Annotated in this window: 12 protein-coding genes; 8 read left to right on the top strand and 4 right to left on the bottom strand. The window is 62.6% G+C overall.

From position 1 onward, the window contains the following. Positions 1 to 41: 41 nt before the first annotated feature. Entirely contained in the window at positions 42 to 515 is a 474-nt protein-coding gene (locus HW554_RS04275) for a transposase (RefSeq protein WP_176907118.1), read from the top strand. A 278-nt stretch (positions 516 to 793) separates the two neighbouring features. Here HW554_RS04275 and HW554_RS04280 read toward each other — a convergent pair whose 3' ends face one another. From HW554_RS04280 to HW554_RS04295, 4 genes are all read right to left on the bottom strand, one after another. Continuing rightward, positions 794 to 3,016, bottom strand: coding sequence for a tetratricopeptide repeat protein (locus HW554_RS04280; RefSeq protein ID WP_176907120.1), 2,223 nt, complete (start codon positions 3,014 to 3,016; stop codon positions 794 to 796). Between the two features lie 132 nt (positions 3,017 to 3,148). Beyond that, positions 3,149 to 3,619, bottom strand: coding sequence for a hypothetical protein (locus HW554_RS04285; protein ID WP_176907122.1), 471 nt, complete (start codon positions 3,617 to 3,619; stop codon positions 3,149 to 3,151). Positions 3,620 to 4,028: 409 nt separating this feature from the next. Further along, positions 4,029 to 4,592, bottom strand: a complete 564-nt coding sequence (locus HW554_RS04290; RefSeq protein ID WP_176907124.1) for a fasciclin domain-containing protein — start codon at positions 4,590 to 4,592, stop codon at positions 4,029 to 4,031. Between the two features lie 228 nt (positions 4,593 to 4,820). Next, complete coding sequence (locus tag HW554_RS04295; protein ID WP_176907126.1) at positions 4,821 to 5,282, bottom strand: hypothetical protein; 462 nt, start codon at positions 5,280 to 5,282, stop codon at positions 4,821 to 4,823. A gap of 277 nt (positions 5,283 to 5,559) precedes the next feature. On the opposite strand from HW554_RS04295, the gene HW554_RS04300 reads away from it, so the two are divergent. From HW554_RS04300 to HW554_RS04330, 7 genes are all read left to right on the top strand, one after another. Further along, a complete protein-coding gene (locus HW554_RS04300) occupies positions 5,560 to 6,180 on the top strand; it encodes a (2Fe-2S)-binding protein (protein ID WP_176907128.1) in 621 nt (206 codons plus the stop codon). 187 nt (positions 6,181 to 6,367) lie between these two features. After that, positions 6,368 to 7,351: an FAD binding domain-containing protein gene (locus HW554_RS04305; protein ID WP_176907130.1), complete on the top strand. Its 984-nt coding sequence runs from the start codon at positions 6,368 to 6,370 to the stop codon at positions 7,349 to 7,351. A 144-nt stretch (positions 7,352 to 7,495) separates the two neighbouring features. Further along, positions 7,496 to 9,835 carry a xanthine dehydrogenase family protein molybdopterin-binding subunit gene (locus HW554_RS04310; protein ID WP_246285096.1) on the top strand — a complete coding sequence of 780 codons (2,340 nt, stop codon included), beginning with the start codon at positions 7,496 to 7,498 and terminating at the stop codon, positions 9,833 to 9,835. A gap of 226 nt (positions 9,836 to 10,061) precedes the next feature. Next, positions 10,062 to 11,255: an XdhC family protein gene (locus HW554_RS04315; RefSeq protein WP_176907133.1), complete on the top strand. Its 1,194-nt coding sequence runs from the start codon at positions 10,062 to 10,064 to the stop codon at positions 11,253 to 11,255. A 34-nt stretch (positions 11,256 to 11,289) separates the two neighbouring features. Then, a complete protein-coding gene (locus HW554_RS04320) occupies positions 11,290 to 11,901 on the top strand; it encodes a nucleotidyltransferase family protein (protein ID WP_176907134.1) in 612 nt (203 codons plus the stop codon). Between the two features lie 81 nt (positions 11,902 to 11,982). Further along, positions 11,983 to 13,404, top strand: a complete 1,422-nt coding sequence (locus HW554_RS04325) for an MFS transporter (RefSeq protein WP_176907136.1) — start codon at positions 11,983 to 11,985, stop codon at positions 13,402 to 13,404. Between the two features lie 114 nt (positions 13,405 to 13,518). After that, entirely contained in the window at positions 13,519 to 13,944 is a 426-nt protein-coding gene (locus HW554_RS04330; RefSeq protein ID WP_176907139.1) for a hypothetical protein, read from the top strand. Positions 13,945 to 14,034 lie beyond the last annotated feature (90 nt).

The raw sequence follows: 14,034 nt of genomic DNA on the forward strand, positions 1-14,034 counted from the left end.
AAATTGAGGGGTATTCTGTATACTTATTCGATAGTAAAGCTATGGAACCACTTCCCGAACGGCGCAGCATCCGCTACGCTGGCTACGACTACGACATGGCGGGCTATTATTCCCTGACACTTTGTGCCCAGGGAAAGGCCCACCTGTTTGGTATGCTGCCCCCCGATGCGCCCTTGCAGCTCTCGGCGCTGGGAGAAACGGTCGTGGCCGAGCTATTGGCCCTGGCTGACCATTATCCCACCATCCGGCTCGATACCTGGGTGCTCATGCCCAATCATGTGCATCTGCTGCTGGCGCTCACGCACAACCGGGCAGTGTCGGTGAGCCAGTTGGTCGGGAGCTTCAAATCGCGCTGCTATCAGGAGTGGCGCAGGGCCCTGCTGGCGGCCGGACACACGGCCCCGCCGTCCTGCTGGCAGCGCAACTACTACGAGCGAATCATCCGCTCGCCCGGCGAGCTGGAAGCCCAGCGCCACTACATCCTCGACAACCCCAGCCGTTGGAATACGATGTAGGGGTGGGGCTTAGCTGCGCCCGCTGCTGAATGGTGCTACCAGAACGGGCACGCCCAAACGATGTAGGGGCGGGGCTTGTCCCCGCCCGCCGTTCGCGCCGCTGCAACGGGAATCGTTCAATGGGAACCGTTCAACGGCGGGCGGGGACAAGCCCCGCCCCTACATCGTGCTGGCGTTACCATGCTGTCGTTACCGTGCTGGCGTTACCGTGCTGGCGTTACCGTGCTGGCGTTGCCGTGCTGTCGTTGCCGTGCTGTCGTTGCCAGCTGCCGCAACAGTTACGCCGCGGTGGCTACCGGCTGCGGGGTGGGCAGCAGCTCGGCGGGGTGGGCCAGCGCCAGCGGCAGGCAGATAACGAACTCCGTGTACTCGCCTTCGCGGCTTTCCACGCTCAGGGTGCCGCGGTGGCCCTTGGTGATAATGTCGTAACTCAGCGAGAGGCCCAGGCCGGTGCCTTCGCCGCTGGGCTTGGTGGTGAAAAATGGCTCGAAAACGTGTTTGCACACGGCCGGCGTCATGCCAATGCCGTTGTCGCGCACCGCAATGCGCAGCTCGGTGGGCGTTTGCTGAGTGCGCAGGCACACTTCGGGCTGGAAGTGGGCCCCCAGCAGCCGCTGCTTTTCGCGGAGGGCATAAAACACGTTAGCCAGCAGGTTGAGCAGCACCCGGCACACATCCTGCGGTACCACCCGCAGCCGGGGCAGCCCCGGGGCCAGGTGCAGGCTGAAGTGCGCGCTGAACCCCGGGTGCTCGATCAGCCAGCTTTCGTAGGCGCGGTGCAGGCAGTCTTCGGTCAGGGCATTGAGGTCGGTTTCCTGGGCCTGGCCGCTGCTGGCGCGCGAGTGCTCCAGCATGCTGCGCACAATGCGGGCCGCGCGGTGGCCGTGCTGGTTGATGCGCACCTGGTCTTCGCGCAGCTCGGCCAGCAGCTCGGCGCTCAGGGCCCGGCCGCTGGCCGAAAGGGGCTCCTTGTCCAGCTCGGTCGTCAGCTCGTCGAGCAGCTCCAGGCTCAGGTCGGAGAAGTTGTTGATGAAGTTGAGCGGGTTCTGCATCTCGTGGGCCACGCCGGCCGTCAGCTCGCCCAGCGAGGCCAGCTTCTCGTGCTGCACCAGCTGCGCCTGGGTGGCCTTTAATTCAGTCAGGGCCTGGTCGAGGTGGTCGCGTTGGGCCGCAATCTGCTCGTTTTTCTCCTGCAGGCTGCGGTTGCTGACCTGTTTGAGGTAGATGTTGCGCATCAGCAGCGCCGTCAGCAGCAGCACGCCCCCCAGGCCCGCCAGCAGGCCATACACATGCTGGCGCTGGCGGTCGGCTTTCTGGGTTTGGATTTGGCGGGTTTTGGTGAGCAGCACAATCTGGTTGCGCCGCTTGTCCAGCTCGTAGACGTAGCGCAGGGCGCTGGTGCGGCGCTGTGTATCCTCCCCCGACAGCGTATCGTCGTAGGCCATCTGCAGGGTCCGGAAGCGGTAAGCCTCCCCGAATTTGCGCTGGCCAGCATAGGTTTCGGCCAACAGCCGGGCCGCCTCGCGGCTAATGCTGTTGTTGCTGCTGCTGCTCCGTTGGCTGAGCACCAGCGCCGAATGCGCCAGCGCCAGCGTGCTGTCGGGTTGCTGCCGGAGTTGGTAGGCGCGGGCCAGAGTCAGCTGCAGGCCCGGGATGTTGTAGCCGTCGCTCGGGGTGTTGCGCACCAGCTGGCGGGCCCGCTGGCCATGGGCCAGGGCCGCCCCCGAGTTACGCATCCGGCTGTACATTTCGGCCAGGCTTATCTCGGAGCCGGCCTCGCCCTGTTGGTCGCCCTGCTGCCGGTTCAGGCGCAGCGCCTGCTGGTAGCAGCGCAGCGCCCGGGGCCAGTCGCTCAGCATTTGGTACGAGTCGCCAAGCGTAGCCAGGGCGGTCAGCACCATTTGATGGTCGCCGAGCTGGCGGCCGATTCGCAACGTGGCTTTCAGGGCCGGCAGGGCTTCGGTGTAGTTGCCGGTTTGGTAGTGGGTAATCCCGACGATGAGATTCAGACGATTCTGGGTCTGCAGATCGTGGGCGCGCTCGGCCAGGGGTAGGCCGCGCAGGGCGGCTTCCAGCGCCTCAATGGGGATTGACTGCACCATGGCCAGAGTGCTCAGCTCCAGCCAAGCCCGGCTCTCGCCTTGGTCGCCGCGGCGCCGGGCATAAAGCGCCTGGGCCCGCCGGGCATACCGGTGGGCCACCGTAAACTGGTTCTGGCGCCGGTACAGGTTGCTGAGCGCCAGCATGGCCTCGCCCTGCCCCACCGAATCGGAGAGGGCCAGGGCCAGCCGCAGGGCTTGATGGCTTACCTGGGTGGCCTGTTCGGCATCGGTGGTTTTCAGGAAATGGGACAGGGCCTGCAGCCGCCGCACGCGCAGGGTATCGGGCCGGCGTTGGGTGCGAAGCAGCTGCCGCAGACTATCGGGGCCGGCCAGCTGGCCGAACACGGGCGGCACTGTTGCCAGCAGACTCAGCAGCAGGGCAATCAGTAGGGGTTTCATGGGGGGTGAGCTCAGAAATTCAGAACAGCGCGGGGCCGGCCGCTGCCAGCTCCAAGGCCCCTGAAAACCGAATGCTGCCGGCCGCCTTCCGTCACCCGGGGCCTGAGTGGCGGTGCCTCCTGCCGGTACGGCCTACCAGTTGGGGTTATGGATAAGCCCTAGGGTCGTGTCGTCGGATGAGAGTTGCGGGTGTGTCTGGAACCGGACGGTGCCTAGTGTGATGATTGCCTGTCCGCCTAGGTGTACGGGAATAGGAAATGCCCAAGCATAGGTTGTGTCAAGTACCACATCGGCTCCCAGACTTCGAGCGCGTTGCATTGCTTGGGCTACCTGACCGGCATTATCTAGTGGCAAGTGCCAAGGAATATGGCCTGCTTGCTTGGCAAGAAGGGCCTGGTCGTTAGTTAGAATGATGTATAACTCATTACCACCTGCCATCTGAAATATAGCCACGGCTGGTCCCGCCTGTTTGGACGACGGGGCCAGCAAACTCTTGTAAAAGTCGACGATTTTTAGCCAAGTTGCTGAGGAGGCATATATTTCCAAATGTCCGCTATCGATGGTATGCAGGGAGCGGGCAGAGAGGTCAGTGGGGTCGTTCATAGGGCAGGGAGTAAAGTGAAATAAAAAGTATTTTGGTTAGTGAATATAAGTTATTTTAACGTATAGTTAAAAATATTATATGTATAATTATATTATATCGAAATGCTTATGCTTCCATGTGTAACTCAAGTTGCGAAGTCAGGAGTGAGGCGCGGGGCTCAACTTCGCACCCCACTCCTGACTTCGTAACCTGGCCCATTCAGCTGCCACGGTCTTCGGTCGAATGGGTCTGGAAAGGCAGACTCATCAGGTGGCACGGAGCAGCCTTTTTTGTACAGCGCCTATACACTTCGCTGATTTTCAGCCCTGCAGGGGCAGCAGATGTAACCGAAGTGGCTGGCAACGTAAAAAAGCCCCCGCTTGGCTCCTTACGGAACCAGGCGGGGGCTTTTGCAATGAGAGGTGCGGCTTACTTCTTCGCGCCCGTCAGGCTGGTGGGCATCAGCACGGCGTCAACCGAATGCACGATGCCGTTTTCGGCCATAATATCATCATTGGCGACGTTGACCATAGCGCCTTTAGCGTCCTTGAGCATAATGGCGTCGCCCTGGCGCATCACGGTAAGGGTTTCACCCTGCACAGTAGTCAGGCTTTGGCCGTCTTTGAGGTTGGCTGCCAGGTAAGAACCGGGCACCACGTGGTAGGAAATCAGCAGAGCCAGCTGGCTTTTATTGGCGGGCTTGAGCAGCTCGTTGAGCGTACCGGCGGGTAGCTTGTCGAAGGCGGCGTTGGTGGGAGCGAATATGGTGTACTTGGTAGCACCACGGGCCTGCTCATCGAGGCCGGCCGCCGCCACGGCCTTCATCAGCGTGGTATGGTTATCAGAGAGCTTCGACATCTGAAGCAGGTTGCCATTGGCTTTCTGCGTGAGCGGCGCGCCGGTGGGGGTGCCGCTCTGGGCCGAAGCAACGGTGCCTATACCGAAAGTGAGCAGGCCGGCGAGCAGAATGGAAAAGAAGGGCTGGTTACGCATAGATGTGGGGTTTAAGTAACTGGTTATTGGATAATGAGTTACGTGAATTTGCCACGTAAGGTTATATAAAATTGGGACAAGCCGAAGGTTTGGGGAGCAATGGTGCCTGAGCTGTCTCATCGTTCGCGCCGTTAGGGCAGATTCGTTCAACGAAGCAACGTGAATACGCGTTCTGCACCGTCTAAGAGGTGTTCAGCTGGCCAACATAGCCCCGTGTTTCTCCAGTACCTACAGTCTGGCGGGGCCGGCTGTCCGGCCGGCCCACTCGGCCAGCAGCGCGGGTACCTGGGGGGCGTCGTCGGTGAGCCAGCAGAGGGCCGTTTCGGGGTCGTCGAAATACTGCGAGTCGAAACCGATGGACGGCTGCACCAGGTCGTGCAGGGCATCGATGGCCAGCTGGTGGTAGGTTTGGTGGCTGCCAACAATAAGCACCAGCCGTTCGAGGGGCATGGCCAGCAGGGCGGGCATAAAGTGGGTGCCCAGCCACAGCTCGTCGTACACCGTCAGCAGGGGCACGGTGCGCATATCGATGAGCAGGCGGCGAACGGTATGCGTACGGGCCAGTGCCAGCAGGGCCGTCACATCGGGGCGGCGCAGCGCCGATTCGGTACCCATCCGATACGCTACCCGTAGCATGCCCGATTCCGCATCGGTTTGCAGGCAGAAAGCAGGAATATACTGATGAAGCATGCAGCGGAATAGGGCGGAGGTAGTAAGCAACAGGCTGAAAGCACCAATAGAACGAGCTGGTTAACTGCAAAGCAGCAAGCCAGGCGCATAGCAAGCTAACTGAAAAGACTGGTTCTGGCCCGATGAACGCAACATAACGACGGAAGGCAGGTTTTACCGACTAAACCATCGGTAGCCTCCGGCATAGCGAACACACATCCGGCAGGTTGCGTATGCCGGTAGTACCCCACCCGGTCCGGCCCGGTAGCAGGTCTTTCTTCTACTTCGTTTCTGCCTTATGTCTGCCCCAACTACTCCTGCCCCGCTCAACCCCGACGGCTCGCGCCGCACCTTCATGAAACAGGCCGGCGGCTTTCTGGGGCTGGCCCTGGCGCCGCCGTTCCTGAGCCAGGCCGAGCGCCTGACGGCCCTCTCGAAGAAAGTAGAAGGCGTATCCACCATTAGTCTGAAAGTGAACGGTACCGTGCGCGCCATTCGGGCCGAGCCCCGCGTAACGCTACTCGACGCCCTGCGCGAGTACCTCGACCTGACGGGCTCGAAAAAAGGCTGCGACCATGGCCAGTGCGGTGCCTGCACCGTGCTCGTAGATGGCAAGCGCGTGAACAGCTGCCTCACGCTGGCCATTATGACGCAGGGCAAGGAAGTTACCACCATTGAGGGCCTGGCCAAAGAGGGCGGCGAGCTGCACCCTATGCAGGCCGCCTTCCTCAAGCACGACGGCTTCCAGTGCGGCTACTGCACGCCGGGCCAGATTATGTCGGCCGTGGCCTGCGTGCAGGAGGGCCACGCCGGCTCCGAAGCCGAAGTACGCGAGTGGATGAGTGGCAACCTGTGCCGCTGCAGCGCCTACCCCAACATCACGGCCGCCATTCTGGAGGCCAAGGGCCAGATGGGATAGGGGCAAGGTTGGTTTCAGCAGGTAGAAGAACGTCATGCTGAGCGAAGTCGAAGCATCTCTACCGTAATTACCCCTATCACCTAACTGTCACTGCAACTAAGCGGTAGAGATGCTTCGGCAAGCTCAGCATGACAGTCCAATTACCCCACTCTCCTCGCTCAAGCACCCTCCCCCAGACCCTACTACCATGAATAACTTCTCCTATATCCAGGCCGAGAAACCCAAGGATGCTACGGCCGCCAAGCGCGACGATAAGTCGGCGGCCTTTATTGCCGGCGGTACCACGCTGCTCGATTTAATGAAGTCGAACGTGGAAAATCACGACCAGCTTATCGACGTGAATCTGCTGCCGTTCCGGGGTATTGAGATGACCAAGGACGGCCTGCGCATTGGGGCACTGGAGCGCATGAGCGACGTGGGGGCGCACCCGTTGGTGGCACAGCAGTTTCCGGCCGTGGCCGAGTCGCTGCTGCTGGCGGCCTCGGCCCAGCTGCGCAATATGGCCAGCATCGGGGGCAACGTGCTGCAGCGCACCCGCTGCGGCTACTTCCGCGACACGGCGTTTCCGTGCAACAAGCGCGAGCCCGGCACCGGCTGCCCGGCCCTGGAAGGCGACAACCGCAACCTGGCCATTCTGGGCACCAGCGAAACCTGCATTGCCACCAGCTACCCCGGCGACCTCTCGGTAGCCCTGACCGCCCTCGACGCGGTGCTGACGCTGGAAAACTCCAAGGGCAAGCAGCGGCAGGTGCCCATCACGAAGTTCTACCTGCTGCCCGGCACCACGCCCCAGCGTGAAACCGTGCTGGAATCCGACGAGCTGATTGTGGCCGTGACTATTCCGCAGACGGCGGCAGCGCGCAAATCGAAGTACCTGAAGGTGCGCGACCGAAGCTCCTACGCCTACGCGCTGGTATCGGCGGCGGTGGGACTGGAGGTGCAGGGCGGCACCGTTCGGGCGGCCCGCGTGGCGCTGGGCGGCGTGGGCACCCAGCCCTGGCGCTGCTTCGAGGCCGAAAAGGCGCTGGTAGGCAAGCCCGCTACTGAGGCCACGTTCCGGGCCGCCGCCGAGCTGGCGCTGCGCGGGGCCAAGCCGCGCGAGCACAACGCCTACAAGATAGAAATGGCGAAGAATACGCTGGTACGGGCCTTGAGTGAGGTAGCCGTTTAATCAGGACAATAGTCCGTCATGCTGAGCGAAGTCGAAGCATCTCTACTGCTTCGTTGGTCCGCTGACCAGTTGGCAGAGTTACCATTGCGGTAGAGATGCTTCGACTTCGCTCAGCATGACGGACAACCATACAACATCATGGATATGACCAGCAATACTTCCAACCAGAAAGAAAACGCGCCTACCAACGTAGTCGGTAAACCCCTGGACCGCGTGGACGGCCCGGCCAAGGTAACCGGCGCGGCCCGCTACTCGGCCGAAATAAATGTGCCTGGCACGGTGTACGGCGTGCTTAAATCCAGCACCATTGCCAAGGGCCGTATCACCGGCATCGACACCTCGCGGGCGGCCAAGGAGCCGGGTATTATCAACATCTTCACCCACGAAAACCTGCCCAAGCCGGCCAAAACGCCCAAGCAGATTGAGAAGTGGCGGGCGGCCCAGAGTTACCTGCCCATGCAGGACAACCAGATTCAGTACGCCGGCCAGCCGGTAGCGCTGGTGGTGGCGGCCACGCTGGAGGCGGCCACCCAGGCGGCGGCCCTCATCAAGGTGACCTACCAGGCCGAAACCCCCATCGACTCCTACCACGACCCCAAGGCCGAACTGTTCGACCCCCAGAAAATTCAGCAGGGCAAGAAGGACGCCCACGTGGTGCGCGGCAACCCGCAGCAGGCCTACGACGGCGCAGCCGTGAAGCACGAGGCCACCTACGTACACGCTATCAACCACCACAGCCCCATGGAGCCCGCCGCCACGCTGGCCGTGTGGGAGGGCGCCGACAAGCTGACCGTGTACGAGGCCAGCCAGAACGTAACCATGCACCAGGGTGCGCTGGCGGATCTGCTGGGCATGCCCCGCGAGCAGATTCGGGTGGTGACCAAGTATATCGGGGGCGGTTTTGGCTGCAAAGGCTCGTTCTGGCCCCACACTATTCTCACGGTGTTGGCGGCCAAGGCCGTGAACCGGCCGGTGAAGCTGGCCCTCACGCGCCCGCAAATGTTCACTGGCGTCGGCCACCGCGAAGACCAGGAGCAAACCCTGAAGATGGGCGCGACGGCCGATGGTAAGCTGGTGTCCATTGTGCACACTAAAAAGGCCACCACTTCGCCCTGGGACAATTACACCGAGTCGAATGGCAAGGTGATGGACATGCTGTATGCCTGCGAGAACTACTCGACGGTGTACGAGTTGGCGCGGGCCAACGTGATGACTTCGGTGTGGATGCGCGCCCCCGGCGAGGCCCCCGGCTCGTTTGCGCTGGAGTCGTCGATGGACGATCTGGCCAACCAGCTCAACATCGACCCGATGGAAATCCGGCTGCGCAACTACGCCGACTACGACCACAGCAACGGCAAGCCCTGGAGCAGCAAGAGCCTGAAGCAGTGCTACACCCGCGGCGCAGAGCTGTTCGGCTGGAGCAAGCGCAACCCCAAGCCCGGCCAGACGCGCAGGGGCCGAATGCTGGTGGGCCACGGCATGGCCTCGGCAACTTACCCGGTACACAGCTCGCAGGGCACGGCCCGCGTCCGGCTATTCGCCGACGGCCACGCCGTAGTGGAGGCCGGGGCCACCGACCTGGGCACCGGTACCTACACCGTGATGACGCAGGTTTCGGCCGACGCGCTGGGCCTGCCGCCCGAAAAAATCCGCTTCGAGCTGGGCGACACCCGCCTGCCTACGGCCCCCGGCTCGGGCGGCTCGGTGGCGGCCGGCACGGTGGCGTCGTCCATCATGGCCGCTGCGCAGGATGTATGGGATAAGGTGGTGAAAATGGCGGTGGCCGATAAGAAGTCGCCGCTTTACAAGGCCAAGCCCACCGACGTAAAGGTGGAGTTGGGCCGCATGTTCCTCAGCAAAGACCCTAAGAAGGGCGAAACACTGCTGGCGGCCCTGGGCCGCAGCGGCCAGCCCGACATTGAGGGCAGCGGCACCGGCAAGTATGGGGCGGGCTACGAGGAGAAGAACTTCGGCCAAAACGGTGCCGACCCGAATAACGACAACAAGGAGAAGAAAACGGGCGGGCACTCCATGCATTCGTTTGGTGCCCATTTCTGCGAGGTGGAAGTTGACCCCGACTTGGGTACGATTCGCGTAACGCGCTGGGTGGGCGTGCACGGCGCGGGCACCGTCCTCAACCTGAAAACTGCTACCAGCCAGATGACCGGCGGCGCCATTTACGGCATCGGGGCGGCCCTGATGGAAGACACGTTCCGCGACCCCAACTTCGCCCACTATACCAACGCCGACCTGGCCGGCTACCACATCCCCGTCAACGCCGATATTCCCAATATTCAGGTGGAATTCGTGCCCGAAAGCGACCCTTATATCAACTATCTGGGCGTGAAGGGTATTGGCGAACTGGGCATGGTCGGCGTGGCCGCCGCCGTGGGCAACGCCGTATTCAACGCCACCGGCCGCCGCCTGCGCAGCCTCCCGATGACGCCCGATAAGATGCTGGAAGCCATGCGGATGCCAGCGTAGTTTTTGTTGAGAGGTAGGTCTATCGGGTAGGGGCGGGGCTTAGCTGCGCTGTCCTCCGGTTGTCCCCGCCCGCCGTTGAACGATTCGGATTGCGTCGTTCAACGATTTGACCCCGAGCCGTTCAACGGCGGGCGGGGACAACCGGAGGACAGCGCAGCTAAGCCCCGCCCCTACAGCGACCTCCCCAACCTGGGTTACCCTGACAAAAAGCTAACAGCTTAGTAAAATGACTGAACTCGAACGCCTGCTTCATGCCTACGACCAGCACCGCGCCGCGGGGCGGGCCTGCGCGTTGGCCTCGGTGGTGGATGTGGCCGGCTCGGCTTACCGCCGCCCCGGGGCCCGGATGCTGGTGACCGACGAAGGCCAGCTGACCGGAGCCATCAGTGGGGGCTGCCTCGAAGGCGACGCCCGCCGCCGGGCCCGCCGCACCATCCGCCAGGGCCGCCCCGCCCTGGTCACCTACGACTCGACCGACCCCGACGACGACCTGCAGTTCGGGGCCGCGCTGGGCTGCCAGGGCATCGTGCAGATTCTGCTCGAACCGCTCGACTTCCAGGACCCCGATAACCCGCTGGAGCTGCTGCGCCGCTGGGCCGAGGCCACTGCGCACGCCCCGGCCGTGGTAGCCACCGTATTTGCCGGAGTGGGGCCCGACGGTGAGGTGCAGGTTGGCCAGCGCCTGCTGCTGTTGGCCGATGGCAGCGTTGAAGGTACCTTGCCTGCCACAATGTCTTTCCGGCAGCCGCTGCTAACCGATGCCCGCGCCGCGCTGGCCGCTGGCCGGCCGGCTACCCGCCACTACCCGGCCGGCCCGCGAGCCGTGCGCGTGAGCCTGGAAATCCTGCGCCCGCCTGTGCGCCTGACCGTGTACGGTGCCGGCAACGACGTGCAGCCGCTGGTGCGCCTGGCCGCCGGCCTGGGCTGGCGTGTAACGGTGGTAGATGGCCGCCCGGCCCAGGTGCAGCCGGCCCGCTTCCCCGAGGCCCACGCCGTGCGGGTACTTCCGCTGGAAAAGGTAGCAGAGCAGCCCTACGATGGGGCCTTCGCGCTGCTGATGACCCACAACTATTACTACGACCTGGCAGTGCTGCGCCACCTGCTACCCGACGCCACCACGCCCTACATCGGGCTATTGGGCCCGCGCAAAAAGTACGAGCGGCTGCTGCAGGATCTGGTGCAGGAAACCCCCGACGCCGCCACGCAGCTGCACAGCCGCCTGCACAGTCCCATCGGCCTGAACCTGGGCGGCGAAACGCCCGAGGAAATTGCCCTTTCCATCGTGGCCGAAATCCAGGCCGTGCTGACGGGCCGCCCCGCTGGTTTCCTGCGCGACTCGCCCCATCCTATCCACCCCACGCTGCACGCCGACGCCCCATTGGTGCCCGAGGGTAGGGTAGAAGCTACCTGCGAGTTGTAGGGGCGCCTCTCCTACAGCTTACAACTCCCCCCATATGCCCGCCATTCTGCTTCTAGCTGCCGGAGCCTCCTCGCGCCTGGGGCGACCCAAGCAGCTGCTGATGTACCAAGGCCAGACGCTGCTGCGCCGGGCCGCCGAAACGGCCGTAGCTGCCGCGGCCGGCGCGCCGGTAGTGGTGGTAACCGGTGCTCTGCATGAGGCACTGCTACCCGAGCTGGCCTGCCTGCCGGTGCAGGTGGTGCGGTGTCCCGACTGGGCGGCGGGCATGGGTGCTTCCATCCGGTGCGGTCTGCGCCTGCTCGAATGCCTGGGCATGGCTTGGGCCGAAGTGGTCGTAATGCTCTGCGACCAACCCCACGTAACGCCCGCGCTGCTGGGGCAACTGGCCGAAACCCACGCCGCCAGCGGCCGCCCCATGGTAGCCAGCCAGTACGGCGATACGCTGGGCGTACCGGTGCTGTTCGGCGCCGAGGCCCTACCGCTACTCCGGCAGTTGCCGGACGCCGCTGGGGCCGGGCAGCTGCTTCGGCAGCATCCGGCGCTGGTAGCCGCCGTAACCTTCCCCGCCGGGGCCATTGATGTGGATACCGAGCAGCAATATGCAGCGCTGCTGGCAGGCGAGCCGGGACGTGGTGCCGGAGCATAACCACTGCGTTACCGGGCCATCACAACCACAGCCGTGAAATCCCGTTATCTTGCCCGCACTACTGCCCAAGCCCCTGCCTGTATGAGCGACGCTACCGCCGCCGTTACGTCCGCCGAACCCGGCGTTCAAACCATTCCCAAAGACGACAAGCGCATCACCCGCGGCTGGACGTTCTACGACTGGGCCAACTCAGTTTATCCGCTGGTCATTACCAGCTCCATCTTCCCCATTTACTGGGGTTCCGTAGTGAAAAGCCTCACGGGCACCGACAGCGGCAAAACCCCCGTCGAGTTCCTCGGCATGAGTGTTCCGGGCACCTCGCTCCAGAACTATTCGGTGTCGGCGGCCTTCCTCATCATTGCCCTCATCAGTCCGGTGCTCACGGCCCTGGCCGACTACTCGGGCCGGCGGAAGCTATTTCTCCAGATTTTCTGCTACCTCGGGGCGGCCTCGTGCGCGGGACTGTATTTCTTCGAGGCCAGCACGTTCACGATGGGGGTATTCATCTTCCTCATGGCCACGGTGGGCTTCTCGGGCTCCATCGTGTTCTACAACTCCTATCTGCCCGATATTTCGTCGGAGGAGAAGTTCGACTCGCTCTCGGCCCGCGGCTTTTCCATGGGCTATATCGGCTCGGTGCTGCTGCTCGTTATCTGCCTGGTGCTCATTCAGGGGCCCACGCTGTCGGGCACGCCGCTGTTTGGCCTGACCACCGAAAAGGCGACCCGTATGAGCTTCCTGCTCACGGGCATCTGGTGGGCTGGCTTTGCCCAGATTCCCTTTGCCACCCTGCCCGCCGACCCTGGCCGCCCGGCCGGCGCGACCAACGATTCGGGCTGGCTGCTCAACGGTTTCCGCGAGCTGGGCAAGGTCTGGGAAGAAACCAAGCAGCAGCCCAACCTCAAGCGGTTTCTGCTGGCCTACTTCACCTATAATATGGGCGTGCAGACGGTTATGTACGTGGCCACGCTTTTCGGTGACGAGGAGCTCAAGCTCGATACAACCTCGCTCATCATCACTATTCTGCTGCTGCAGATAGTGGGTATTCTGGGTGCTTACCTGTTCTCCAAACTCTCGGAGCGCATCGGCAACACCCGCGCCCTCAGCTGGGCCGTGTTCATCTGGATGCTGATTTGTATTGCCGGCTACTTCGTGCAGGCCGGCTGGAGCTTCTACGCGCTGGCCTCCGTTATCGGCCTCACGATGGGGGCCGTGCAGAGCCTCTCGCGTTCCACGTATTCCAAAATCATCCCCGAGAACACGCCCAACCCGGCGGCTTACTTCAGCTTCTTCGACGTTACTGAGAAAGTGGGCATCGTTATCGGTTTGATGGTGTTCGGCGGCATCTCGCAAATCATGGGCGGCAACATGCGCTACAGCATCCTGGCGCTCATCGTGTTTTTCATTCTGGGCCTGATATTCCTGCTCCAGCTGCGCGGCCGCAAGCTGCGCGAGGACTCGTCGGTTGTGGCCGATGAGCATACGCCACCAACGACAGCGTAACGACGGCCTCGTTGGAGACGGTGGTTTCGCTGTTTTTTTGGTGCTTGCAACCTTATTTATCGTGAGTGGCTCGACTTATAGAGGCGGGTTGCCTTGGAAAACCGGTTGGAACATATGAAACGATATACTTCGCTGATTAGCTGCGCCCTGATGCTGGCAGGGGGCTTGACGGGTTGCAAGAACGACGATATTACACCGGCCGTGGGTGGGCTGGCGGGCACCTGGCAGTTAGCTGACCGCCAGTGCTTCTGCCGCCCCACGCCGCTACCCGACGAAACTATCGTCTTCACTGCCACCGATTTCACCCAGTACGAAAATGGCACGTTGACCAACCAAGGCACCTACACCATCGGTACGCCTACCCTGTGCGGCCTGGCGGCCTCGGCACCAGGTCTGATCTTCCAAATCACTACGCCAGCAAGCCACTCCTACGGTGCCACCTACAGCATCGTCGGCGACAAGCTCATCCTGGATTACGGCAGCCCCTGCGACGGGCCCCGGAATACGTATACCCGCAAAGCCCCGCAGAAGAGGCCCTAGCAGAAAAGCCGGTCTGGTGAGACTTCGGTGTTGATGAGTTGGATGGGTAGTGAAAAGCAAATATTGAGTAGCAGGAAGTGAAAATGAGTA

Origin of the sequence: Hymenobacter lapidiphilus, from assembly GCF_013377885.1 — a bacterium.
GTDB lineage: Bacteria > Bacteroidota > Bacteroidia > Cytophagales > Hymenobacteraceae > Hymenobacter > Hymenobacter lapidiphilus.